This window comes from Infirmifilum lucidum (genome assembly GCF_014876775.1).
GTDB classification, from domain to species: domain Archaea; phylum Thermoproteota; class Thermoprotei; order Thermofilales; family Thermofilaceae; genus Thermofilum; species Thermofilum lucidum.
Genome location: NZ_CP062310.1, coordinates 840,916 through 864,788, shown reverse-complemented (window position 1 = coordinate 864,788; position 23,873 = coordinate 840,916). Strand labels below are relative to the sequence as shown.

Genomic DNA, 23,873 nt, shown 5'->3' with positions numbered 1-23,873 from the left:
AACATTTATTAACGCACTAGTATAAGGGACTCTGCAAACGGTGAAGCAAATGAGTGTCCAAGAAGGAAGCGTACTAGTAGGAAGCAAGAACGTCATGAACTACGTCCTCGCAGCAGTCATTCAATTCAACCAGGGCGCCAAGAGGGTCGCAATCAAGGCTAGGGGCAGAGCTATAAGCCGCGCGGTAGACGTTGCCGAGATAGTGAAGAGCAGGTTCCTCAAGGACGAGGTCGACGTCGAGACAATAAAGATTGGAAGCGAACAGGTAGGCGAAGGAGACAAGAAGAGGACTATATCCATCATAGAGATAGTCCTCGCCCGTAAGAAATAGTCAGAGTTTTCACGCCGTGTTTTCTTTAGAATCGAGTTCTTCAATTATCAAGTCGATGTAGTGGTTTAGCCCTTCAAGATCGTCCTCTATGCCCCTCAGCTTTTCACGTACGAACATTGCATTTCTGTAGTCTATCCCTCTGAGTGTTATCTCTGCATTCCTTATATTTGACACAAGGTCAGAGCACCGTGCAATGTAGCCATACGCAATCTTCTTGAGCACCGCTCTATCTCCGAAACCCGAGTTTCTTGTGTGTATTATATGTGTCCTGAGATTCCTGATGCTGATTCGTAAAGCCTCAACCAGCAAGATTAGTACCACCTGGACGGCGCTGTCTGTTACATTGTGCTGGACTAGTCTGAGGGTAGATACGAGGGCTCTGGATGTGCTTGCGAAAATACTGTAGGAGTCCCAGAGGATTGATGGATACCCTTGGAGGATATTTATGCTGGTTTGCCTGTCCCTCATTCCCCCCTCTAGTATTGTTTATATGCTTAAAAGACGGTCACTTGTTAAGCAGTTGGATTACTTTGAGGAACTGGGGGTTGTCGAGTGACAGGTTTATAATTGGCAGTGCTATATATCCAGGCTTGGTTCCCCTCGATATTTCAACGTTCTCCCCGGCTTCGTCGGAGCGGAAGAGAATGTAGTTGCCAGGGAGCTCTTTGTCCATCTCTATGTAGTAGAACATCGGAAGTCCGTATAGTTTGTAGTAGTCCCGGAAGACGACGAACACGCCGTAGTAGTGCTTCTCGCCATGGGTGAAGTGAACTATGTACGTGACGTGGCCAAGAGCACTTGTGCTACTAGCTAGCCTGGCAAGGTCATTAAGTGTTGTAAGCTTTATTGGCATCATTGGCTCGAATTGTTGCTCAGACACTCTGCTCCACCTCGGTCACTGCTATAGTTATACTTTCACCCGTCTTCATACTGCGCAGGGCCTCTAACCCGCTCTTTACCTCACCCGCCTTGAACATTCTCCACCTGCTCTCGCTGAAGGCCTTTAGTACAACAACTAGAGATGAAGCCGCGGGGGCTATGAGTAGGTCCCCTGCCTTGAAACTGGTGTAGAGGCTTCCCTCGTTCACTAGTCTGGCCGGGAAGTTGACAACGATGTATTCGTCCCTATTTGTCACTGTAGTCACAATCTTCCCTGTTTTCCTTATTGTTTCAAAGTTTAGGGGGACTAGGTCCCGCCGTACCTCAGCCTCCGATACTACCTTCCCAAACTTCCGGAACTCCACCCTTAATACATCGCCCACGGGCGTTGAGATGCGTGAATTTATTTAAGGGTTGCGTAAAGTAGATCAGGGGTTGTAATGTCTATAAGCCTGTACAAGCAGAGGTTTGCCTACGGAGAGGACTACGGGACCAGCCAGTTCAAGTTCGGCCCCCTAGCCGAGAGGCCCCAGGTAATCGAGAATAGGGGGCTTTTCCTGAGCGAGTCTAAGACGCTTCTAAGGATATATGGCATCGAAAAAGACGTCGTTGTGGGACCCGACGTAGTGAGGTATCTGGGGAGTCTTGAGGACGTATCGCGCTACCTAGTCTACCCTATGCGCGACGGGCTTGTTGACAAGAACGACGAGAGAGCTTGGAGGGTGATAGAAGAGGTCACGAGGTACGGCTTTATGGTCTCGAAGCCCCAAGCTAAGGACTTTGATGGGTTCTACGTGACGGCCGCTCTGTCTGCGGTTGCTCCGGACTACATGTACGAGAGACTTTTCGAGATTCATGCCAAACTGGATGAGGAGGGCCACTATGTCAAGGCGGTCACGATTATACCTCAGCCATTGGCAGTGGCTATCGCGGAGAAGTCCGTAACATGTGTCGTCATCGAGAGCGGGCACGGGAACACTCAGATAACTCCGATTTCAGCATACCCTATTCGCAGTGCTATTGTCGCATTGAACCGTGGGGGCGCTGAGGCTGACGCAATAGCAGCCGAGATCCTCAAGGATTTAGGCTACGGAGACAGGGCACGGGAGGAGAAGTTTGTCCGAATGTTTAAGGAAGCTGTTGGCCTGGTTCCGAGGGATTTAAACGAGGCAATCGAAATCGCCAAGAGCGACCCCGAAAGATTTAGAACTGTTTTCAGAATACCTGGGACTACTATACAGGTTGACATGGAGAAAAACGGGTGGATGAGGTTTCTGATAGGCGAGGTCATATTCAATCCTAAACATGAGCTCTTCGAGAGCTACTATAAGCGCGGCATGCCCAGGCCTAAGGATACAAGAGTTGGCGAGAATGTAATTCAGGGAGACGCCCCCCTTGTCGAGGCGATACAAGCCTCGCTGGGCAAGGTTTCTGTTGAGCTTCTGCCGAGCCTCTACAATGACTTTATACTCAGTGGTGGCAACTTTTCCTGGAAGGTTCCAAAAGGGCTTGAAGACGTTGCTGTTGATAGTGCGGAGAAACTGAGGCTTGAGCTGTCAAATGTAGGTATAACAGCCCGCGTGCACATGGTCTCTGATCCCTTGTACTCGGTGTGGAAGGGTACAATCGTCTATAGTATTGCTTTGCCGGAGGATATTGAGTGGGACTGGAGGAGCAGGGAGGGCTGGTACAAGCGGGGCGTCCACTATTAAAGACCCGAAACCCTTTTAGGGTCTCGTAGCATCTTTTACATGCACAGTAATGGCGAGAAGAGACGACTTAATGTACATTGACTACGTTAAAAGTTATGTTGAGAGGAGCATAGGGGGGCGTGTGGAGAATGTGCTCTTTCATGACGGGAAAGCCGACATTATCGCCGTAAGCCCTACTGGCGAGAAGATAGTAATCAAGTACATCGGAGCAAGGATTCCACTAAGCGCTATTGACGCTGAAATTACCCACGAGGCACACGAGAGTGAGTCTCTTGATGCGAGCTACGTGTACCTCGCAGTACCAGGCAGGAAACTAGTGCATGCGAATAGGCGAACTATACAAATCGTTTCGGAGAAAAACGTGGGGGTTTTAGAGGTACGGGATAATGGGGAAGTAATTGAGATAAGAGTTCCCAGGCAACGCAGAAGTACACGTGTCCAAACTGATAAAATAATCCGTGCTACCCAGGGTTTAAAAATACAGAGCGCGTTGCAAGAAGCCCCTGTCCCACTAGAGGGCTCTGTAAAACTGAAGCCTGTGCCAGCACAACCACTCCGGCCCGAGATCCAGCCCGCTACAGGGACACAGCCCTCAGGATCAAGCGGGGATCTACCGGACTTCATTAAGGATAATCCCTGGCTCCAGGTTCTCGGGAGTAAAAAACCAGTTGGGGGCGGGTAAGGGGAGTCATGCCGGTCAGGTATCTGGGCCGCGGCATTGAAGACACGGTGCGCGAGGGGCTCCGCAAGTTTTTGGCAGACGACCCCGGGACTCTTAAGCTTGCGCTGGAGTTGCTCGAGGTGTATGCCAGGGAAGGGCGCAATGGCGTTAGGAAGCTTATACAGGAGCTTGTAGAGGCTGGTAACATTGGGAGTGAAGCTGCGGAGGCTTGAAGTCAAGTGCTTTAGAGGCTTTTCGAGCCATAGGGTCTTTGACTTTCCGGATGGGATAACGTTGATCATAGGCCCAGTAGGCGCTGGGAAGACAAGCATTCTCTCCGCTATTCAGTTCGTTTTTTTCGGTACTGACTTTTACGCAGGGCTCGGCGTCATCCAGAGGGAGAGCCTGGTGAATGTCGGGTGTAGAGAAGCCTTTGTCCGGCTATACTTCGAGGTTACTGGGGAGGGGGTGTACAAGCTTGAGCGTCGCTTGGCGAGAGCTGACGGCAGACTTGTTGAGCACGTAGCCTTAGAAACGCCTACAGGAGAGGTTTTCGAGGGGCCCAGTAAGGTCGAGGGTGTTATCGAGGAGATTTTGGGGATGGACTTCCAGGAGTTTATACGCTCGGCTTCTCTGAGCTACGTACTCGTGCACATGCTTGCTTACGGCAGGTCTCTTACGCGCAGCAGGGCTTTAGACATCCTCCTGGGCATAAACGCCGTGAGGAGTTTCCACGAATCTATTTCCTTGAACAGGGTAAGAAGTTCCCTGGAGAGAGTCAGAGCTGAGCTCGCAACTCTGAGAAGCGAATACGAGGAAGCCGTGAGGAATCTCTCCGTTCTAAGTGAGAAACGGGCACAGATTGCAAGTGAGGTGGAGGACATTGAGAAGCGCCTTGGAGAGCTGTCTGCCCGGGTCGAAGCCTTAAGGCCAGTCGCTGAGAAGTACGAGAGCCTCAAGCGGGAGATTGAGGGTGAAAGGAGTTATGTCTCGAAGCTCAGGGAGAGAGTAAAGCATGCCCCCTCTGAGGTAGACCTGTATAAGATACTGGAGGAGGCTGAAGGCTTGAAGCACTCGCTCAGAGACATCCTAGAGAGGCTGAAGGCCCCCCAGAAGCTGTTGGAGGCGCTCGAGCACCTAACGTTTACTAGCGAGAACACGGGCAGTGCACTCGCCGACCTTGAGAAAATAGTCGACGAGGCTTGGAGCCACTACGATAGAGTGTGGGAGGACTTCCAGGCCTCAGCACGGGAGGTAGAACTGAAGAAAGCCGAGCTCGCTGCGCTTGAGAAGGTACTCGTGGAACTTGAACCCAGCGCGACCGAGTACGAGGAAGCAGAGGAGAGGGTACAGGAGCTTGAGAGTAAGTACGGTAAGGCCAGCGAGCTAGAGGAGGAGGTCAGGAAGTTAGAGCAAGAAATTAAGGAAACATCCAGGAAAATCCAGATATCCAGAAGTCTGCTACAGTTAAAGCAAGTTCTAATTGAGGAGGCTAGCAAGAGGAGGAGTGTCCAGTGCCAAGTCTGCGGGACAACGCTGGACTCCAGGAGTATTGAGAAGGTTGAGGAGGGGGTGGAACAGCTCACCCGATCAATAGTGGATCTGGAGAGGAAGCTGTCGGAGAGTGAGAAAAGGTTGAGAGAGTTGCGGGAGGTTCTTGAGGATCTCAGAGGGTTAAAGGTGTTGCTTGTTAGCCGTGAGTTGGAGTACGAGAAGTATAAAGAATATCTAGAGCGCAAAGAATCTCTCGACGAGGAAGTGCGAGAAGACGAAATAAAGCTTAGAGAGAAGGAGAGGGAGTACAAGGAGTTGTCAGCTATTCTAACAAGGGTCGACGAGAGAGCCCACGATTTAAGGAGGAGATTTGCTGAACAGGAAGTGGTCTCTGAGATCTTGAAAGCAGAGGGCAGACTGAGAAAACTAGAGGAGGAGCTCGCCGAGTATGAGCCCAAGTACAAGGAGTACGTAACGGCCAAGAGTGAGCTAGACTCGTTAACCAAAGAAAAAGACAGCTTGAACGCCCAACTCAAAACACTAGAGGAATCCGTCGTAGTAGACCAGGTCAAGCGCCTGGAGGAGAAAATCCATAGCCTCGAGAACGAGTTGGCGGAGCTCGAATCCCTCTACTCGCGCCTCGAGAGAATCAAGTCGGCGACGCGCGAGATCCTGACAGAGCTGAGGCGCAAGAGAATAGAGGAACTTAACAGAAAGATAAACGAGATATTGAGAGCTGTGTACCCGGCAGAGCAAGTCAGAGCTGTAGAGCTAGAAGTAGTGGAAAAGCGGAAGAAGGGAACAGCACCCACCAGCTATTACGAAGTATTCGTAGAGGTAGGCGGAACCAAATACAGGTTCAGCGAGCTACTAAGCGACGGCCAGAAGACCATAGTCGTCCTCTCACTCCTGCTGGCCATATACTCTCAGATAAGGAGGAACATTGACTTCGTTATGCTTGACGAGCCGCTACCGAACGTCGACGACAGGATAAAAGTGAACTTCTTAAAGTCCCTATCGACGGTACTCGACATAAGGCAAGCAATCCTGACCACTCAAGCCGAGGACATCGCCAAGAGAATAGAGGGGGTCAACATAATACAGCTCTAACACAGAGAGTTTATTAGGGGTCAGTTGATCCAACTATAGGATGATGAGGCAAGAACCAGTGACCCGTGATCACGCGAGCAGCCACTGACACGTCCCTACTCGGACTGTTCTTCGTGCCCGACCACTATGTGGAAAGTATTTGCCCTACACTTTGGGCAGTAGATGTACACCCTCTTAAACTCGTATAAGTTAAAGCCCACGTCAAGTACCTTCTCACCCCCACAGCTCTCACACCTAAGAGTCCACTTCGTCATAACCGAGCGCCGGAGAAAACACTCACCAATGATTTTAAAATTTCCCCCACAGAACCATCCTCTAAGCGGTCGAAATCCTTTAAAACCACTCTCCCCCATTAACTGCAGGGGGCCGTAGTCCAGCCTGGTAGGATGCCTGGCACGGTTAAAACCGCAGGATTCGGGATCTAAGGACAAGAGCCCAGGTGGTCCCGGGTTCAAATCCCGGCGGCCCCACTTTTTTATGTATTTTAACCGAATAACTGTTCTTTGTAAAACCGCTCTCTGCGCGCGGGAACGTGGGAAAGGGGTTAGGAAGGTTAAAATTTAAATCCCGGCGTTTTCCAACACTATAATGAAGCCCGGTGGTGTAGCGGTCAAGCATGGCGGGCTCTGGCCCCGCAGATCCGGGGTTCGAATCCCCGCCGGGCTATATTTTTTATTTTAACCGGTTAGCGGTTTAAGGGGAAAGGAAGGTTTATCCTTTCTTTTCAACTCTCTAGAGCCGGCATAATTCGTGGAAGCAGTCGCGGCCTCAGCGTCGGGGTACTCATGGTGTGCTTTTCTTTAATAATGGTTACTAAATTTTCGAGAATCCACCCTGGTAGCCCTCAGGGAGGCGAGGTTCTCGAAAAGATTTCCTCTAGAACCTGGGATAGGTTTATTTAGTGGCCGGGTCTTTCGAGTGCAGGTGTGCTCTGTGCGGGTGCGCGGCCTCAAGAACATAGCGGCGTACTATGTCAATAAGGATTCTGAGGTGTTCTGGCTTGACCTCTCGCTTGCGGGGTACCGTAGAGTTAAGGGGGGTGAGCGCTACACTACATACTTTGACAGGATTAATGAGTGGCTTAGAGACTACGGTGTGAAAGTCGAAGACTACAAGTTTTCAAGCTACGTGCTACGCTCTCAACTCTCTGGCGAGACGAGAAGGGCGTCTCCGTTGCTTTTAGTGACGCTCGCGAGGGGCAGTCGAATTATCTATGCCGTTATCGCCTCCTTTACTCCGGGCGCGCTCCTCCAAATAAACGAAATACTCTCTCGAGCCGGCTGGAAAAGCAAGTTTTTCCTGGACATGAGCGCTGAGAAGGCGGCTGGGTTTAGTAGCTATACAGAGGAATTATAGGAGACAAATCCATGCGGGGGGGGGGACGCTCGAGTGCGGGGGCCGGGATTCGAACCCGGGAAGGCCGACGCCAGCGGATCTTGAGTCCGCCCCCTTTGACCTGGCTCGGGCACCCCCGCCTATACAACTTACGGGGCAGGGGGTTAAATTTATTATAGTTTCCTCGCGCTGATCACGTACCCGGTGTGCGTTACTCCAATGCTGTGCGGGCGGAACTCGCCTGGGACAGGTTGGTACTTCCTCGCCATGATCTCTGTCACCTCTACCATTTTCAGCCCTGTTTTCTTCAGCGAGAGTAGGGTTCTTTCAACTTGGGTTGTTGTCGGGACGAATACTACGAGTACGCCACCGTTAACGAGTTTTGAGGCAGCGTCTTCAGTGACTTTCCAGGGGGTCGGCAGGTCGAGTATAACAGCGTCAACATTGTCTTCCTCTATCCCCTCTTGTATGTCCTTGTTCTTCGGGGTAATGTACGGGAGCACTCCTAGACTCTCGAAGTTCTTTAGGGCTATCTCGTAGAAGTCCCTCCGGACTTCGTACGTGTATACGCGGCCGCTAGGCCTAACATACCACGCTAGAGTTGCGGCTAGAAACCCTGTACCCGTACCTGCCTCCACGACGGTACTCCCGGGACCTACGCCTGCCTCTAGCAGGATATAGCCGAGATCCTTCGGGTAGATGACTTGAGTTGTGCGCTGTAGGCCTTCAAGCCTGTCAACAAACCTTGTTCGCGTCACAACGAGTTTTTCGCCGACGTTTGTTTCCACAAAGCTACCATAGGGTAACCCTATTAGCTTTGCCAAGTCAATGGAGCCGTGTGTAGTGTGGAAAACTCTCCCCCTCTCAACCCGCACCACATAGCTCTTTTTCTCGTTATAGTACAGGAGAACCCATTCACCCTCTTTAACCGTGTCCACCATCGGGGTTAAGGGTAGGGATAACTTTATAAGGCTACCACTACGAGAACAGAGAAGGTGGAGTAATGGTTAATGCAAAGATCGTGCCGCCAAACATGCTAATAGAGGAGCTTGCAAGATACCTCAAGGAAAACATGAAGGAAATACAACCCCCTGAGTGGGCACTCTATGCTAAAACAGGCCCTAGTAGGGAGAGAGTTCCAAGCGACCCTGACTGGTGGTATAAGAGGTGTGCAGCACTCCTCAGAAAGGTCTACATCTACGGTCCCGTGGGCCTTGAGAGGCTACGTACGGCCTATGGCGGTAGGACAAAGAACACAGTCAAGCGTAAACACTTCAAGAAGAGCGGGGGGTCTGCTATAAGAAAGGCTTTACAGCAACTCGAAGCTGCGGGGCTCGTCGCCAAGACGCCAAAGGGTAGGGTCATAACGGATAAGGGCCGCTCGCTGGTAGATAGGATTGCGATCACGTTATTCAAGAAGCTTGCCGAGGAGAGGCCCGAGCTCAAAAAGTATATTGAGTAGCTTTTGCAACATCTTTCTTAGAAGAGTACTCTGGGTGAGGGGTCTATGAGTGAGTTAGATGAGGGCGCGGAGCTGGAGGAGATTAAAAAGCGAAAGTTGCTAGAGTACCAGAGGAGGCTTGCCGAGGCCCAGAAAGGCGAGGCCCAGCGCGCGGCTGAAGAAGCAAGGCGGCAGGAGCTCCTGAGGAGGATTTTGACCCCTGAGGCCCGGGCAAGGCTCTCGAACCTGAAGCTCGTAAAGCCCGAGCTTGTAGAAGCACTAGAGGTGCAGCTAGTCCAACTCGCGCAGAGTGGGTCGATAAGGCTCCCGATAGACGACGAGACCCTCAAGCAGATCCTTGCACGGCTAACAGATACGCGGCAGGAGATACGGTTCAGGGTTAGCTTTGGGTAAAGGTTTTTATTAAACAGGTAGATGTTGAGTGGAGAGGTGCGAGTTATGGCCCATAACAAGCCATTCGGGAAGAAGATAAGGCTAATTGCCGCTACACGTGAGAACCAGCAGGTTCCAATATGGGTCATAGCGAAGACCCTTGGGAGAGTACGCAGGAAGCCCCGCCGTAACTGGCGTAGGAGCAGAATGCAACTATAGGGGGTGAGTGATAGTGCCCAAGCTCCAGGACGGTGAGAACGTTTTCACGGTAACAATACCGCTGCGCGACGCCTTCAGGGCTCCTAGGAAGAAACGGGCTAAGGTGGCAGTTCGGCTTGTCAAGGAGTGGGTCGCCAGGCATTTTCACGTAAGTGGAGCCATAAAGGTCGGCAACAAGCTTAATGAGTTGCTGTGGAGCAAGAGCATCGAGAAACCTCCTAGACGGGTCACTGTTAGCGTGAGAGTGAACGTCGAGGAGGGGGAAGTCGTAGAGGCAGAGGTCGACCTCCCACCCGCTACTGGTAATGTAGAGGAGAAAGAGTAGTTCATATGTCGGTGGACGTCACAGAGATATTCGGGACGCCTCAGATTGGCGTCTTCATATTTATTAACGATAATTACGCGCTAATACCTTTCGACGCTCCAAGCAAACTGGAAGACAAAGTCGCTGATACACTTAAAGTAGACGTCATAAGAGCCTCGATTGCCGGGTCTAGGCTACTCGGAGTATTGATCTGTGGCAACAATACTGGTGTTGTATTGCCGCGCATTACGCTGGAGGCAGAGCTCGAGGCTGTAAAGAGGATGGGGCTCAACACTGCCGTATTAGAGGACGTTAGGGAGACAAGCCTCGGTAACCTCGTCCTAGTAAATGATAGAGGGTGTGTTACAAGCCCCCTCTTATCACATAAGACTGTTAAAGTCATCGCGGACACGTTAGGCGTGGAGTGCGAAACCAGAAGCCTAGGCGGAAGCCCGTTTGTGGGCTCACTTGCTGTCGCAACTAATAGGGCTTTAGCCGTGCCTCCCTTCGTGACCGACGAAGAAATGTCGGAGTTCGAGTCTATCCTCAAGGTGCAGGCCGGCCTCCTCACGGTAAACAAGGGTAGGATGTTCCTGAGGGCAGGCCTTGTTGCCAACACGAAAGGAGCGTTAGCTGGAAGCGAAACTACAGGCCACGAGCTTATGCAGATCCAGAGAATTTTGTTTCAGGCTCCCTGAACCCTGCGAGGCGCCCAGCGGGTACCCAGTAGGCTTCTCGCCTTCCACCCGTGGACTATGCAGTCCACTCGGGAGCCAATCTTCCCGCTATCGAGGAATATCGTCACAGGGTAGCTCCCGGTGGGCCTGGCCACGGGTTTTCCTTCGACGACCGTCTCCACGTAGCATCGCCTGATTAGAGTCCCCTTAGGGAACAATTTTTTCATCATTTCGACATCAAAGTATTCGCGCACCCACCTCTTGAAGCTAAGTATGTACTTTTTGTGCCGCTTGGCTATCCTATCCCCAATGCTCCACATAGGTGTGCCAGGCAAAGGTAAGACCTCTCGAATATTTACCCTTCTGAGCATTAGGTCTCTCCTCAGCACCTCCTCCAGGAACTCCTTGTTTAGCTCGAACGTCCTCCTCGTCTCGCCCCTGAGGCCTAGGACAAAGTTCACGCCAGGGAGTAGCTCCGGCATCCCGTTCCATCCACGCCTGCGGCCCACCCTGTTGATTATCTCTATGGCTCTCAGAACGCTTTCGCTGTCGTTCCCTAAGTTATTCTCCCTCGAAACCACGGGGTCGGAGCTCTCAAGCCCGAAAGCGGCGACATCGCCGGGGGTGTGGTACTTTACTATCACTTTGAGAACCTTCTCTGCCTTCTCCTCGTGCAGAGCTACGGTCATCGGGTTTACGTTGTCGATGTGGAGAGTCTCTAGGCTCGGTGCAGCCTGGCGTATCATGCGGAAGAGTTTCTCTATTTCTTCTGGATTCGGTTCGGGGAACTCTACCTCGTTGACCCCCTTAGCCTTATACGACAGTATGTCACTCTGGCGTCCGAGTCTGAAGGCGCGTACCCCATACTCGTAGAGAGCCCTAACTTCGGAGGCTATAGCGTCTTGGTCACGCCACACAACTCTTCCGAGGCGCGGCTCAATACAGAAGGAGCAGCCTCCAGTGAGCCACCGCGGGCACCCCCTGAAGGTCTCTATCTCGGCTGTAAGGTTGAAGCCGATGTTGGGATGTTGCAGGACGATGCGGGCGCCTTTCACGGCAAAAACATTCGTGAGGCTGTATTCGTGTGGGATCTTGTAGGGGTTGACTCTCTCCACGCTCTTTTCCTTGAGGAGGTCGTAGATGACGTGAGCGGGATCCCCCCTCACGACTAGGTCATAGGACTCGTCCAAATCCTTTGGTTGGATAGCCCTCCTGCCGCCGCGTATCGCTGTCCCAAAGCGCGCGACGGGACCGCACAGGATTTTTAGGGGCTTCTCGAACTTCTTCGGGATAGAGATAATCTCTTGCGGCGTTATTGGAGCGCCCCCAATGTACCGTCCTGGGACTACCACGCCTCCTGAGACGATGAGTAGGTCAGCTTTTGTTATCAGCCTGGAGATTTTCTCTTCGTTTAAGCGGTAGGTGTCGATCGTGAAGTAGTAGAGCTTAGCTGTTTTATCGGCGTGCCAGATCGCACCGGCAATGTAGCGTGGGTAGACGTCTATGTATGGTGGCACGCCGAGACCTGCAGGCTCGTCTGTGTAACCGTCGATTATTACTGCCGTGGTCATATTCTGTCGCGGAACCCCTCGCCCCCCACCCAACCTCTCCTTTTTACCTCCCCGTAGCCAGCGAGGTATACGCCCTGGCCCTCAACAGCTTTTCCAATTACTCTTGCTCCGAGTTTTTCGGCGACCCACTCGTGGCCATCTGGGAGCGAAAAGATAAAGTTGTGCTCCTCTCCGCTATTGTACAGCGCGTACTCGACCGCTCTATCCTCTCCAAATATTTCAATGATCCTGTCGTACAGGGGGATTTCTGATAATTCGAGTCTCACCTTTGAGCTCTCGGCTAGATAGTGCAGGCTAAGTGCCAGGCCGTCACTGTTGTCTATTGAGGCGTTCACGAGCGGCGTCAGTTCGAACCAGGCGTCGAGGCGCGGCCACTGCGGCTTAACCCAATCCCTAAGGGCGTCTACGAGTAGTCGGCTCTCGAGCTCTCCGTAGAGAACCCCATACACAATGCCGGAGACGCCGACATGACCTGTGATTGCCAACAGATCTCCCGGCTTGACGCCGCCCCTAGATAGTGTTTTCCCAGTAGGCACCCCTATGCTCACAATCTCTGCCCTGAACGGGCCTCCTTCTGTCACGTCTGTGTCTCCTCCAAGGTAGAGCGCCCCTAAACTCGATGCTGCTGTACCGAGGCCTAGTACGAACTTCTTCACGCACTCAGCACTAAATGTTCTCGGAACCCTTAGGGAGACAAGTGCAGCCACGGGTTTTCCTCCTTTTACTATCACGTCGCTTGTGGAGGAAAAGTAAGCTTTCTGTCCGGCTGAATACGCGTCTAGAAATGGCGGCCAGTGGATCTCCGAGTCGAAAGCATCGACGTTTATTATCACGTTGCCGCTACCCGTATTCACTGCTACGGCGTCGCTTTTCACGATGTTAAACGTGCGTGTAATCCAGTCGACGATAGCATCTTCCCTAACTTCGTTGTTCATAGCCTCTCCGGAGTGTCTCGTATATTAAGAAGAACGACGTGAGAATAAATAGAACATAGATTAGTATGGTCATGTAAGAGGTATATGTCTGCTGGCTACCAGCCTCCCAGTTCATGATGTACGCGAAAACCTTGTATGCGTAGTAAGCGCTAATGGCGAGCGCAATTATCGTGACTGCGCCGAGAGCCACTTTGAAGTACCCAAGATACTTACTGCCCATACCGCTCACGAACACTCCTGCGCGGCATAAATATATAGCCTCCGCTGGCAGACCCTTCTTAGGGATGGAAGAGCTAGTAGCCAGGATCAAGGGGTTCTTCCCATACATGAACCCGCGTAGTGGACAGCTCGAGTTAGCGAGGCTTGTGTATGAGAGCGTTGTGGGCTCTAAGATACTACTCGCCCGCTATCCAGTAGGGTTCGGGAAGACTGCCGCAGCTCTCGCAGGGGCTCTAGCGTCTGGCGTCCCACGCATAGTGTACCTTGCCCACTCGAAGAGCCAGTTTCAAGCTCCAATTCGCGAGGCCGCAAGACTCGTTGATAGAGGAGTGGGCCTCGCCGTTGTAACGCTTACGAGCAAGAAGGATCTCTGTCTTTTTCCCAGGAAACTGGTAACGGAGATGGATTATGATCGCTTCGCGAGGTTCTGCCTCCTGAAGAGAGTGAGCAGAGAGTGCCCCTATAAGGACACTATAGAATCCCTTGAGGTACCACAGGTTCTGACAGTCTCCCTATTGAGGAGGCTAGGACGTGAAAAACAAGTATGCCCCTATGCGGTAGCTTGGAGAGCTTTGGAGAAAGCCAGGATTATTATAGCATCTTATCCCTATCTCTTCGACCTGTCGCTCTTGAACATCCTTGTAGAGAAGGGTAGAGTAAATCTTTCTGAAACTCTCGTAATCATCGATGAAGCACACAACCTTCCTACGTTTATTTCAGACAGCCTGAGTAGCCAGCTAAGCGAGTCTACTATAAGGTCTGCACTGAGGGAAATCCAAAGGTTTGGGGGGCAGGGGTTCCTGGAGATTAGAGAAGCCTTAAAAAGTTTCCTCTTGCTCCTAGACAAGAAAGCCTCAGAGGAAGGGGAGGAAATTCCTGCTGAGGTATTCTTGGAGATAGCTCCGCCGTCCACAAGCCTAAACTTGCTAGCCCAAGCCGTCGAGCAGAAGACAGGCACAGTTTCTGCTGTGTGGTATGTCTCAGAATTTATAAGTAAAGTGGAGAACATGCCTGGCGACACTGTACTCCTAGCCTTAGACGAGCATGGGAGTAAGTTGTTCAAAATACATTTCTACAATGTCTCCAGAATTGCTAGGAAAGTATTCCAGAGCATAAGATCGGCCGTTTTGCTGTCGGCTACTCTTCCCCCCGCAGACTACTACACGGCAGTACTGGGCATTGAAAAGGATAAGTTGTTAGAGGTTACGTACCCGTTTGCATGGGGAGAGAATGTTGAGTTGACCATTACACGGGGAATCTCATCAAGGTATGTGTTAAGAACAGGCGAGTTGTACAAGCGCTATGCCCGGCTTATCGACGCTATTTTCGCGGAACCTGAAAGCCTCCACGTGTTAGCTGTCTTCCCCTCGTACTCATTTATGATGGAAGTCTATCCATTCCTGAAAGCCAGGCCGAGGCTCATGGAGAGGCACGATACAGCGCTCGACGAGATTCTCAACTTCTTATTAGAAAATAGGAAAGGCCTTGTAATGATTGTCGCTTGGGGGAAGTTCTCCGAGGGAGTTGAGTTTAGAGCGTTGAAAAAGAACCTAATCGATACTATTGTTATTGCCGGGTTGCCTGTTCCAACCCCCTCCCCCAGCAACCAGAGGCTTTTAAAAACCCTCAAGGATGCGACGGGAGACTGGAAGTGGGCGTGGAATCAAGTATTCCTATATCCGGCTCTAATGAAGACTATTCAAATTATTGGTAGAGGGATAAGGTCTGAGACTGACTGCATTAGAGTATACCTCTTGGACGAGAGAGCAGCTGAACCCGAGGCTTTAGGGTTCTTCGAACTATATGGTATTGCCCCTCGCGTCTTTCCGGAGAACTAATACCGGAAAAAATAGGGGTGCTGCTACAGGCCCTCAACGTTTGCATGTCTTTTCTTTAAGTCTTCCTCGCGCACGCCTAGCAGGTTCATCAGCGCATATATGACGCCGTCGAAGAATATCATCGCGGTATCCTCAAATAGCGTGCCGAGAGGCGCCAGTGGCTCGTAGAGCCCCATTACTTGTCTCGCAAAGTAGTCGGTTTCTGCAGCCACCTTGGTTCTACCCGGTATTTTCACTATAAAATCGCTAATCTTCCCCAGAGGGGAGTCTTCAAAGGATGTTACGGCAATGACAGTTGCCTTAGCCTTTTTAGCGGCGGAGGCTACGGACAGCACGATCTGGGTGCTACCTGACCCTGACACAGCTATCAAGAGGTCGCCCTCTTTAACCGATGGTGTTATGGTCTCTCCGACTACGTATACATCAAAGCCGAGGTGCATGAGCCTCATAGCAAATGCCCTTGCGACCAGCCCGCTACGGCCGGCGCCTACTACTAGGATTTTATTCTTGTTTGCGAGGGCAGAAGTGAGGAGCTTGAGAAACCTTACGGTCATTTCGGAATCAATCTCGTTTATAACCTTAGCTATGTACTCTGTAATACTACTCATAGCCTTCTTGACATCTTCAGCCACAAGTTTTAACACGCCAAGTAGAAATATTTTTTTGCCTCCAGTGTCTCTTCCCTGTAGCTAATCTATCCTAATTCGTGTGTCTTCCTTGATCACCCTCAAGACGTACATTGTCTTTGTACTTTCGACACCGTCGATGCCTCCTATTTCGTCTATCAACTTTGCCAGATCTTCCTTACTCTTAACTCTAACTTTGAGTATAGTTGAGTACTCCCCTGTGACGTCGTATATCTCGTAGACTTCAGGCATCTTCTCGAGCTGTTTGAGAACTTGGCCGTACTTCTGGGGCACAGCTATGACAGCTATAATGGCAGTTACTTTCTTCCCGACTTTTTCGGGGTCTACGACTGCCTGGAACCTCTTTATCACGCCTGCGTTGACGAGTTTCCTGATTCTAAGGTGTACAGTAGCCTCCGAGATCCCCAGCTGGCTTGCAATCTGAGAATACGGCGTCTTAGCATTGTCCTGCAGTATCTCTAGTATTTTTCTGTCAATGTGGTCAAGCTTGACTTCCAAAACTTGTTCACTCATAATTTTCAACCAAGTGTTTATCGAAATACTGGTTAAAAAATTTTAGGGCGTATAAAAGAGCCAGGTGCACACATCATAGAACATCATTACAGCATCAAATTGTGGGTGTGAAGGATTTATGGCCTCCTGGAATCCCGAGACCTACAAATGATAGAGAAATATGGCACTCTCTGAGCGCTCTGTGGTGAAGGGCCGATGTTGCCGGTAAGCCGCTAAAAATGAGAAGGACGCCAGAGTAGAGGCAACTCCTTTTCTCAAGAGGAAAATTACGGGCCCGCCGGGACTTGAACCCGGGACATCCGCCGAGCAGCGGCGACGCCGCCACGTCTACGGCTCCGGAGGCCGCCACGCTTCCTGGCTACGCCACGGGCCCAGTATTCATGCTGTCATGGGATGCTATAAAAGTTTTAGCTCATGAGTCAGCTAGGGGCTTTAAATTTTCAATCGATTTAAGGATTCTCAGCACCTCGTTAACGATACCTTTCGCTTCACCTGTTTTCCTGGGATCAAGCGTGATGGTGTACACTATTCTTCCCTCATGATACCCTGCGTTGATCTCAAGCTGTACTGTGCTAAAGTCATCCACAACTAACGCCTTGAAGGCCTCTGGCGATACAGGGAGCTCGATTTTTATTCGGATCTTCTTCAAGGTTCTGTCCCTGCTAAATTCGTTTAAGGAGTTCCTCAAGGATTTTTTCATCGAGCAAGGCACCTCCGGCTGCGGGGTGACCGCCACCCACAAAATTTAGTTCTTTGGCGTACTTCTGTAGCAAGGATCCCAGATTTACAGATTCGTCTAGTCTCCTAAAGGATACCTTCATCTTCTCGCCCTCCAGAGGAGAAGCTACACCTACAATCTTATTACCTGTGTTGCGTAGGATTTGGGCGAACTCGTTAGCTAGGATAGAACTCACCGGGCCCGTAAGCTTTGGCATGTTCTCCTCGATGAAGAACACGATAGTGGCACGACCAGAAACAACGCGAGCGCTTCTCTGCTCTACTATATTGTTTAACTGTTTTGCAATCAACCTCCTGTACTCTTTTATACTTTCTTCTGCTCTTACAATATATTTCCCTCTGTGTCCGAAGTTAAGCGAGATAGCAGTCCCATACTGGTCTAGCCTACCTAGAGCATTTAACACGTACGCGTACTCTCTTAGGTCTTTAAGTGGGCTGGAGTCAGCTTCGCGTAAAGAGAAATAGTTATAACCAAAAATTTTCTCGGCCTCTTTTACGTTCACATTCATGCTAATCATGTACTTTACAAGCTCTGAGGCAAGGTGTTTGATCTCGGCGTGGCTCAGAGAACCAATATTACGTGCAGTGTCACCGTTGCGGGGATTTATGCCGATACTCTCAAGAAATTTTATACATGCTGTAGGATTCCCTGACAACCCAGGAATATACGGGTCTATAGTGGAGGCTAGAGCCTCGACTAGCGGCCTCCTTTTGAACCCAAAGAGCCTAAGTGAGATGGCCTCACCTACCACCCCTCTCTTTTTACCCTCCTCTAGGACAGCCCGGTTAAGCCCTAGTAGTGATGATTTTTCCCCTATATCTAGCCTGTCCCCTAAAGCGCCAGCGAGAGCAACAGGAATAAGGTTCTCATCGGCTCTTACTACACGTAGAGCTATACTATAGGAGAGTGTGGAAGAGCTCGTTTGCGTGGACGCATCTACGCCGACGAGATACGGGTTTATTTCTACAAGATGATCCCAGCGTTCTGGTTCTGAAGGGACGTGGTGATCCACGATCATTACTTTCTTGTTTGAGGTAAATTCTCTAATCAGTTCTTTATAGCCGCTACCTAGATCAAGGAATATTACATAGGAATAGTCTTTGAAAGGGAGATCTTCAAGAGTATCGGGGTACGTCTGCTCGACAAAAACAAGGTGAAAGGGTACGTCAAGTTGTAGGAAAATCCAGGCAAATATTGACGCTGATGAGAGCCCGTCGGCGTCGTAGTGAGATACTATAAGTGTTGGTTCCTTACGCTCTCTTAGATCCTCCAGGAACTTCTGAGAGTGGGCTAGGAGTTCGTCGAGAGAGGGAGGCATAGAAAAGCCCTAGAGTACTGTGTCCCTCTACTAGGCGTATAGTGCGATTTTCTCGGGCTCATATTTCCAGTCTGGCGGAAGCACCCCCTCCCTCTCGTAGTACTTTGCCAGTCTGTGAATCTTGCTCTCGACTAGCTGGAGCCCCCTCTTAGAGTGATAATCCTTTGGGTGCTCCTCGAGATGTTTTCTTATTTTAATGGCTTTCCTGATGAGATTCATTAGATCTTCAGGAATCTCTGGAGCGAGACCGCGTTCTCGTAGAATCTGCAGTATGCTCTTACCTGTAACTGACTTGACTAGCGGAATGCCATATTGGTCGCGTAGAATCAAGCCTATCATAGACGGGGGATACCCCTTCCTGAATAGCGAGACGACGAGTTCCTCTACCTCCTCGGGTTTCATGCCCACCCATTCGGGTCTCTTGAGTTCCGGGGGTCTCTTTGAGCTTGAGCGACCCTTCTCCTTTGACTTTCTCATAATATTCTCCGTCCCGATAAAACAGAGCAGAATAATAAAAAGTTATTGCAGGGCCGTAAGCCTCGAGACAAAGAAGAGGACAAAGTAGCCTAAAAGAAAAAATACTTTTTGCTATTATGGTGTTGTTGCGACTACAGCCTCCTCTCTCCTCTTCTCCGGCGGGATCCAGTATCCCTCATAGTTCTCAATGCCGACTCCCCTGACAATTTCGAGAACAGTCATCTTCTTCGCTTTCAATCTGTCTTTCAGCACATCTAAGCCTTTCCAAGGATCTGTGTGCTCTCCACATGTAAAGACGTCTATAGCGGCATAGCCGTACTCGGGCCACGTGTGTATTGATATGTGGGACTCTGCCACGAGGACGTATCCGCTGACACCGTGGGGTTTAAAGCGATAAAAGTCAAAGCTTACAACTGTACTATTTGAAGCCACTGCCGAATCTAGTAGTGCTGTCCTTATCGTCTCAATACTGTCGAGTGCTATGGGGTCGCATTCGAACATCTCCACTATCAGGTGGCGACCAACGCCTCCTCCTCTCACCCCACGATTTTTCCCCGTCATTTCCCTACGAAATCAAGAGTAAACCCTCAAAATTTAAATAATTCCCCCCTCTTTCCCGATGAGAAAGTAGTATTTTTCAAGCCAGTCTACTCGTCCCGGCTTGTATAATTTTCCATTTTTATTCAGTATTTGTGTAATAATTTCAATAATTTCTGCAATAGTTTTCCCCGTAGTGTCTACTTCGAAGACCTTCTCCTCGCCTAAGTTCTCTATAGCGGAAATGAGCACAGCGTCTAGAATCTCCGACTCTATGTTTTCACGAATTTTCCTACTGGGGTATCCTCTTTTATTCAAGCGCTCGCGGAGTACAAGGGGGTCTAGTCTGAGGACTATAGCAACTGACACTTTGTCAGGGGGGAGAGCCTCCACGAGGTGGGTATCCAGGATTTCTTCACAGCTCAAAAGTTGTTCCATGTAGCTCCGAGCTCTGTCGAGGTTAACTACGTAGGAGTTCGTTTCGGGATCATAGGCCGCATAAAGCCTTTCATTCTTTACAACTTCTGCGAAATCTATGTACTTCTTCCCTGTACGCTCCGCGAGAAGCCGAGCTATAGTGGTTTTTCCAACGCCAGGTGTGCCGGTAATCAGTATTGCCATAGCTAGATTCTGGGCATCATCCCCGCAGTGATTTGTGGGGCAATGATCATTGAAACTAGGTTTGCTAGGAGCAGCAGGAATGCATGGAGGAATCCCGCAGAGACTCTCTCGGAACTTATTTTACCCGCGGCTAGACCCATCATGTAACTGTTTATAATCACTGGTGGGAGGAACATAGAAATTAACTGCTCGGTAGATATACTCTGCCCCGCGAACCTGAGCATCGAACTCATGAAACTGATAAGAATGAGTACAACCACCGTTATAATAAGCGCCCCGACATAGGGCATAAGCATGAGCGGCCTTAGCATAGCCTTCTTCTCCTTCTCGATCTGCTCGAGGGTTTCAGCGTAGCTTGCAAGTGCCTCAAGGGTTTGCGGTGTGCCGCCACCGACTTCAATGCTCTCAACAAGTAGGAACATCGAGATTAGCGCGAACCAGTTCTTCATCCCGCGGGAAAATCTCTCAAATATTTTACTTAGGGAGACGCCCCACCCCACCTGTGTTGCTATATCCCTCAGGTATGGAGTAAATCTTCCATAATCTCTGTCTTTCAAGTTTACTATACACCGCTCCGGGGCCATGCCGGTCTTCCTGACTTCCACCAGATCCCTTAGGAACCTTGTAAGTCCGTATTGAATACCTCCGAACTTCAGAACTGAGAGGTTATCAGCTACCATGCCCGGGATGAGGCCGACTCCCAGGGAAATAACCATGCCTACGCCAGCCTCATAGCCTTTCTCCATGCCTAGCCCCCTCGTAAGGCTTTCTACCAGGAGTACGAATGGAGTAAATGCTCTCCTCAGCGCTGTGGAGAGCGGGGGTGGCGTGATGAACGGTAGTGTTGTCGTGACGAAGAGGAAGACTGTTAGGGGTATGCCTATTGAAAAGTAGATCAGGTAGGGTCTGCTGTCGTATACGGGGTACTTGGGCTGCATGAGGTCGGCGAGATATATAAAGACTCCAGAGAGCATAGGCATTACAATGTATGAGACTAGCACAAACTGAAAGGCCCCCTGCTGGAGCCCGAGCCCGGCCTGGGCCAGAGCCATGTTAACTACGTAGAGCACGTATAAAGTCATCGAACTGAGGAGCACTACCGCCATGTAAGACTCCATCAGCGCGCCAATTCTCTCCCCAACCGTTTTTATCTGAGATACCCTTTCTCTGAGCATGACTTCTGTCTGCCGTTGAAGATAGTGAATTACATCGCCACCTGCCTTGAGAGTAGCCGCGTAGCCAAGCATGAGTTGCTTGTAGCCATTGTGGGGGACTCTTTTTGCGCTCTCCTCGATTGCCGTAAGGGGGTCTTTACCCATAGCCTTCACGCTTATGAAGAAGCGCATAGCCTCTTTTTTCACCTCCTGGAAGAGCACTTTCGGGGCTTTCGCCAGCCTCTCGAAGCTCGTGTACGGTGAAATGCCACCGGTAGCCATGACCGTGATGTAGACAGAGAGGTAGGGTATCTCCAGGTCGAACCTCAACTGGCGGGACGATACCTTGATCTTGGGGTAGAATAGGAGAAACACGAAGGTCAGCGAGGCCAGGAGCACAGGGGCTAGAACCGACATGGAAACAATCTGGAGTACACCTGCCCCAAGCCTGCTCATTATAAATACTAGCGGGGCATCGAAGGCAAGACCCAGGACGAAAGCCACTAGTGACAACATTATGCAACGAGCGGCATAAGCTGGAGGGTAAACTTTCATGTCCGCCGACTCTATATCGCTCTTTAGGCTTGGGAACATCTTTAGAAGAGTCTCTCCAGCCCAACCGAAAACGCCGTACGCAATTCCATCAATCGAAACCATACGCTCATGAAGAAGAGCTGTTGCGAGATTTTAATATTTAATGCAGAGAGGTGAGAGGATCTAAGAGCAGGGAGAGAAGGATATATATCCACGGTTGCTGTTAATCAGTTTCAGTAATGCCTCGAAAGAAGCCTAAAAAGATAAAGGAGAAGGCTAAAGAAGGAGAGAGAGTCGAGGAAGCTGTAGTCTACCTGCCCGCTAGGGAGGACTACAAGGTTATAGACGAGTACTGGGTCGTAGAACCCTTTGCCAAGGTCAAGATCGTCGAAATACCGGAGGCTGGCAACCAGCGTGCGTACTTTGTCGAGGAGGTTCAACTAACAGAGGAGGAGAGGAAGGCCGTCAATAAACTAATCGATATTCTGAGCGTAGAGCTGGAGCCTCCAGCATCGTTCGACGTGGACTTGAGGCAACACATTATAGAGGAGGCGAGGAGACTTGCTGAGAAATACAGGAAGTCTATCAGGGGGATAAGTGAGGAGAGCTGGGGAAAGATAGTATACTACATAGAGCGCGACTTAGTCGGTTATGGCCCGATAGAGGTTCTAATGAAGGATTACAAGCTCGAGGACATTAGCTGTGACGGCGTTGACAGGGCAATACACGTGTGGCATAGAGACTATGAGAGCATACCGACAAATATTGTGTTCAGGAGCCGGGACTATCTACGCGAGTTCATCGTGAAGCTGGCACACATGTCTGGGAAACACATCTCAGCAGCCTTTCCCATTGTCGACGCGATGCTCCCGGGGAGGCACAGGCTGGCGGCAACGTATGGGGAGGAGGTCTCGCCAAGGGGCAGTACCTTCACTATCCGTAAGTTCCGTGAGAAGCCACTCTCGATAATTGAGATAATAAGCGGGGGGAACATCGACGACTGGACAGCTGCATACCTATGGGTTATGTTGGAGAACAGGATGACACTCATGGTTATAGGCGCCACTGCAGCGGGGAAGACAACGCTCCTAAACGCTATAGCAAACTTCTTCAAGCCCGGCTACAAAATAGTGACTATAGAGGAGACTCCCGAACTCAACTTACCCCACGAGAACTGGGTTCAGTTAGTTAGTAGGGAGAGTTATGGGCTTGGGGAGTCTAAGGTAGGGGAGATAACGCTCTACGACCTCGTCAAGGTTTCTCTGAGGTACAGGCCCGACTACATCATAGTCGGGGAGGTGAGGGGTGAAGAGGCATTCGTGCTATTCCAAGCTATGAGCACGGGGCACGGGGGGATGTCTACAATGCACGCCGACTCGCTAGACCGTGCAGTTAAGAGGCTCACCAGCCCGCCGATGAATGTGTCTCCGGCGTACATACCCTCCCTTAATGTCGCCATTATGACCGAGAGAACTATTCTCCCTAGTGGGGGGTTTGCCAGGAGGGTCAAGCACGTGTGGGAGGTGGAGGAATACGAGAAGTACCGGGAAATAGTTCGGTGGGATCCGGTGAAAGATGTTCACAGGGTAGTGTCTGAGAGCTACCACCTGCGGTACATAGCTGAAAGAACTGGTAAGAAGGTAGAGGATCTCTATAGGGAGATCGAGCGCAGGCGGGTAGTCTTGAAGTGGTTGCAGGTTAAAGGAATAAAGGAGACTAAGGATGTGTTCACGTACATCAACAGGTATTACGTATATCCGGAGGAGGTGCACTCTACAGCCTACGCGGAGCTGAAGGAGATGAACGCGCTTCCACAGCCGGTAAAGATAACCCCTAGGATCGAAGTTGAAGTGGCTCCAAGGCCTGCAGTAACTGTTACAAGACCTACTCCGGCTCAACGGGCTTCCACAGTGCTACAGACACCCTCTGTCGATAAGAGAGAAGAAGTGACGACAGACATCAGCATCAGTGTTAGCTCTGAAAGCATGACGGTTCTAAGGGCTCTTGCTGTACTAGGAGGTGAGGGGGATCACACGTCCGTCCTCTCCCTTACTTCGCTTTCAAGGGATCAATTCGTCAAAGCCATGGGAGAACTCAGCGGGAAGCGCCTGGTTATACCCACTCTCATCTATGTAGAGGGCAGGCCCGTAGTAGGTTATAGGCTGACAAGTGAAGGAGAAACATTAGTCAAAAAACTTAACCTTAAATAGAAAA

General features: G+C 50.6%; 29 protein-coding genes and 4 tRNA genes. 15 read left to right on the top strand and 18 right to left on the bottom strand.

Annotation, left to right across the window (positions count from 1 at the left end; genetic code table 11):
- The first annotated feature begins 49 nt into the window (after positions 1–49).
- Positions 50–331, top strand: a complete 282-nt coding sequence (gene albA, locus IG193_RS04780; protein ID WP_192818080.1) for a DNA-binding protein Alba — start codon at positions 50–52, stop codon at positions 329–331.
- Between the two features lie 9 nt (positions 332–340).
- Here albA and IG193_RS04775 read toward each other — a convergent pair whose 3' ends face one another.
- Genes IG193_RS04775 through IG193_RS04765 form a run of 3 tightly spaced genes read right to left on the bottom strand, consistent with a single transcriptional unit; the run spans position 341 to position 1,593 of the window.
- Positions 341–799, bottom strand: a complete 459-nt coding sequence (locus IG193_RS04775; protein ID WP_192818079.1) for a hypothetical protein — start codon at positions 797–799, stop codon at positions 341–343.
- Positions 800–836: 37 nt separating this feature from the next.
- Complete coding sequence (locus IG193_RS04770; RefSeq protein WP_192818078.1) at positions 837–1,211, bottom strand: cren protein; 375 nt, start codon at positions 1,209–1,211, stop codon at positions 837–839.
- Positions 1,204–1,593, bottom strand: a complete 390-nt coding sequence (locus IG193_RS04765) for a hypothetical protein (protein WP_192818077.1) — start codon at positions 1,591–1,593, stop codon at positions 1,204–1,206. Before IG193_RS04765 ends, IG193_RS04770 begins: the two co-directional genes overlap by 8 nt.
- Before the next feature lie 57 nt (positions 1,594–1,650).
- Here IG193_RS04765 and IG193_RS04760 point away from each other — a divergent pair, with 57 nt between their 5' ends.
- The 4 genes from IG193_RS04760 to IG193_RS04745 are packed head-to-tail and all read left to right on the top strand — an operon-like array spanning position 1,651 to position 6,187.
- Positions 1,651–2,922, top strand: coding sequence for a hypothetical protein (locus tag IG193_RS04760; RefSeq protein WP_192818076.1), 1,272 nt, complete (start codon positions 1,651–1,653; stop codon positions 2,920–2,922).
- A 49-nt stretch (positions 2,923–2,971) separates the two neighbouring features.
- On the top strand, positions 2,972–3,604 hold the full coding sequence (locus IG193_RS04755) for a hypothetical protein (protein WP_192818075.1): 633 nt from the start codon (positions 2,972–2,974) through the stop codon (positions 3,602–3,604).
- A gap of 8 nt (positions 3,605–3,612) precedes the next feature.
- Complete coding sequence (locus IG193_RS04750; RefSeq protein WP_192818074.1) at positions 3,613–3,816, top strand: hypothetical protein; 204 nt, start codon at positions 3,613–3,615, stop codon at positions 3,814–3,816.
- A complete protein-coding gene (locus tag IG193_RS04745) occupies positions 3,797–6,187 on the top strand; it encodes an AAA family ATPase (protein ID WP_225876125.1) in 2,391 nt (796 codons plus the stop codon). Before IG193_RS04750 ends, IG193_RS04745 begins: the two co-directional genes overlap by 20 nt.
- 95 nt (positions 6,188–6,282) lie before the next feature.
- Here IG193_RS04745 and IG193_RS04740 read toward each other — a convergent pair whose 3' ends face one another.
- On the bottom strand, positions 6,283–6,441 hold the full coding sequence (locus IG193_RS04740; protein WP_192818072.1) for a hypothetical protein: 159 nt from the start codon (positions 6,439–6,441) through the stop codon (positions 6,283–6,285).
- A 108-nt stretch (positions 6,442–6,549) separates the two neighbouring features.
- Here IG193_RS04740 and IG193_RS04735 point away from each other — a divergent pair.
- The 3 genes from IG193_RS04735 to IG193_RS04725 all read left to right on the top strand — a co-directional run bounded on the left by IG193_RS04735 (position 6,550) and on the right by IG193_RS04725 (position 7,543).
- Positions 6,550–6,657, top strand: a tRNA-Pro gene (locus tag IG193_RS04735).
- Between the two features lie 122 nt (positions 6,658–6,779).
- Positions 6,780–6,853 (top strand) — tRNA-Gln (locus IG193_RS04730).
- A 267-nt stretch (positions 6,854–7,120) separates the two neighbouring features.
- A complete protein-coding gene (locus tag IG193_RS04725) occupies positions 7,121–7,543 on the top strand; it encodes a hypothetical protein (protein WP_192818071.1) in 423 nt (140 codons plus the stop codon).
- Positions 7,544–7,577: 34 nt separating this feature from the next.
- On the opposite strand, the gene IG193_RS04720 is transcribed toward IG193_RS04725, so the two are convergent.
- Both IG193_RS04720 and IG193_RS04715 read right to left on the bottom strand, forming a co-directional pair.
- Positions 7,578–7,662: transfer RNA gene (locus IG193_RS04720), tRNA-Leu, on the bottom strand.
- A gap of 33 nt (positions 7,663–7,695) precedes the next feature.
- The gene (locus tag IG193_RS04715) at positions 7,696–8,463 is read right to left on the bottom strand and encodes a tRNA (adenine-N1)-methyltransferase (protein ID WP_192818070.1); all 768 of its coding nucleotides are present in this window, start codon (positions 8,461–8,463) and stop codon (positions 7,696–7,698) included.
- Positions 8,464–8,525: 62 nt separating this feature from the next.
- On the opposite strand from IG193_RS04715, the gene IG193_RS04710 reads away from it, so the two are divergent.
- Genes IG193_RS04710 through IG193_RS04690 form a run of 5 tightly spaced genes read left to right on the top strand, consistent with a single transcriptional unit; the run spans position 8,526 to position 10,577 of the window.
- Entirely contained in the window at positions 8,526–8,984 is a 459-nt protein-coding gene (locus IG193_RS04710; RefSeq protein WP_192818069.1) for a 30S ribosomal protein S19e, read from the top strand.
- A 45-nt stretch (positions 8,985–9,029) separates the two neighbouring features.
- Positions 9,030–9,377 (top strand): DNA-binding protein, encoded by a 348-nt coding sequence (locus IG193_RS04705; RefSeq protein ID WP_192818068.1) that lies wholly within the window; start codon positions 9,030–9,032, stop codon positions 9,375–9,377.
- 45 nt (positions 9,378–9,422) lie between these two features.
- On the top strand, positions 9,423–9,575 hold the full coding sequence (locus IG193_RS04700) for a 50S ribosomal protein L39e (RefSeq protein ID WP_192818067.1): 153 nt from the start codon (positions 9,423–9,425) through the stop codon (positions 9,573–9,575).
- Between the two features lie 13 nt (positions 9,576–9,588).
- A complete protein-coding gene (locus tag IG193_RS04695) occupies positions 9,589–9,900 on the top strand; it encodes a 50S ribosomal protein L31e (RefSeq protein WP_225876045.1) in 312 nt (103 codons plus the stop codon).
- A gap of 5 nt (positions 9,901–9,905) precedes the next feature.
- A complete protein-coding gene (locus IG193_RS04690; protein ID WP_192818066.1) occupies positions 9,906–10,577 on the top strand; it encodes a translation initiation factor IF-6 in 672 nt (223 codons plus the stop codon).
- Here IG193_RS04690 and IG193_RS04685 read toward each other — a convergent pair.
- From IG193_RS04685 to IG193_RS04675, 3 genes are read right to left on the bottom strand one after another with little or no spacing between them, the layout of a single operon-like run.
- Complete coding sequence (locus IG193_RS04685; protein WP_192818065.1) at positions 10,565–12,127, bottom strand: radical SAM protein; 1,563 nt, start codon at positions 12,125–12,127, stop codon at positions 10,565–10,567. The two genes, IG193_RS04690 and IG193_RS04685, sit on opposite strands and share 13 nt — an antisense overlap.
- Positions 12,124–13,062, bottom strand: coding sequence for a thiamine-phosphate kinase (locus tag IG193_RS04680; protein WP_192818064.1), 939 nt, complete (start codon positions 13,060–13,062; stop codon positions 12,124–12,126). Before IG193_RS04680 ends, IG193_RS04685 begins: the two co-directional genes overlap by 4 nt.
- The gene (locus tag IG193_RS04675) at positions 13,046–13,282 is read right to left on the bottom strand and encodes a hypothetical protein (protein WP_192818063.1); all 237 of its coding nucleotides are present in this window, start codon (positions 13,280–13,282) and stop codon (positions 13,046–13,048) included. The genes IG193_RS04680 and IG193_RS04675 overlap by 17 nt, the downstream gene beginning before the upstream one ends.
- Before the next feature lie 64 nt (positions 13,283–13,346).
- Here IG193_RS04675 and IG193_RS04670 point away from each other — a divergent pair, with 64 nt between their 5' ends.
- Positions 13,347–15,119 (top strand): helicase C-terminal domain-containing protein, encoded by a 1,773-nt coding sequence (locus IG193_RS04670; protein ID WP_192818062.1) that lies wholly within the window; start codon positions 13,347–13,349, stop codon positions 15,117–15,119.
- Between the two features lie 23 nt (positions 15,120–15,142).
- Here IG193_RS04670 and hxlB read toward each other — a convergent pair whose 3' ends face one another.
- From hxlB to IG193_RS04625, 9 genes are all read right to left on the bottom strand, one after another.
- Positions 15,143–15,751 (bottom strand): 6-phospho-3-hexuloisomerase, encoded by a 609-nt coding sequence (hxlB, locus tag IG193_RS04665; RefSeq protein WP_225876044.1) that lies wholly within the window; start codon positions 15,749–15,751, stop codon positions 15,143–15,145.
- A gap of 57 nt (positions 15,752–15,808) precedes the next feature.
- Positions 15,809–16,279, bottom strand: coding sequence for an Lrp/AsnC family transcriptional regulator (locus tag IG193_RS04660; RefSeq protein WP_192818061.1), 471 nt, complete (start codon positions 16,277–16,279; stop codon positions 15,809–15,811).
- 269 nt (positions 16,280–16,548) lie between these two features.
- Positions 16,549–16,652 (bottom strand) — tRNA-Arg (locus IG193_RS04655).
- 39 nt (positions 16,653–16,691) lie between these two features.
- Positions 16,692–16,979 carry a hypothetical protein gene (locus tag IG193_RS04650; RefSeq protein WP_192818060.1) on the bottom strand — a complete coding sequence of 96 codons (288 nt, stop codon included), beginning with the start codon at positions 16,977–16,979 and terminating at the stop codon, positions 16,692–16,694.
- Complete coding sequence (locus IG193_RS04645) at positions 16,942–18,336, bottom strand: single-stranded-DNA-specific exonuclease RecJ (protein ID WP_192818059.1); 1,395 nt, start codon at positions 18,334–18,336, stop codon at positions 16,942–16,944. The genes IG193_RS04650 and IG193_RS04645 overlap by 38 nt, the downstream gene beginning before the upstream one ends.
- Positions 18,337–18,366: 30 nt before the next feature.
- Complete coding sequence (locus IG193_RS04640) at positions 18,367–18,813, bottom strand: 30S ribosomal protein S15 (RefSeq protein WP_192818058.1); 447 nt, start codon at positions 18,811–18,813, stop codon at positions 18,367–18,369.
- 114 nt (positions 18,814–18,927) lie between these two features.
- Positions 18,928–19,374, bottom strand: a complete 447-nt coding sequence (gene speD, locus IG193_RS04635) for an adenosylmethionine decarboxylase (RefSeq protein WP_192818057.1) — start codon at positions 19,372–19,374, stop codon at positions 18,928–18,930.
- Between the two features lie 33 nt (positions 19,375–19,407).
- Positions 19,408–19,971 carry an adenylate kinase family protein gene (locus IG193_RS04630; RefSeq protein WP_192818056.1) on the bottom strand — a complete coding sequence of 188 codons (564 nt, stop codon included), beginning with the start codon at positions 19,969–19,971 and terminating at the stop codon, positions 19,408–19,410.
- Positions 19,972–19,973: 2 nt separating this feature from the next.
- On the bottom strand, positions 19,974–21,782 hold the full coding sequence (locus tag IG193_RS04625) for a type II secretion system F family protein (protein ID WP_192818055.1): 1,809 nt from the start codon (positions 21,780–21,782) through the stop codon (positions 19,974–19,976).
- 116 nt (positions 21,783–21,898) lie between these two features.
- Between IG193_RS04625 and IG193_RS04620 the strand changes: the two genes are divergently transcribed.
- Positions 21,899–23,869 (top strand): type II/IV secretion system ATPase subunit, encoded by a 1,971-nt coding sequence (locus IG193_RS04620; protein WP_192818054.1) that lies wholly within the window; start codon positions 21,899–21,901, stop codon positions 23,867–23,869.
- The last annotated feature ends 4 nt before the right edge of the window (positions 23,870–23,873 follow it).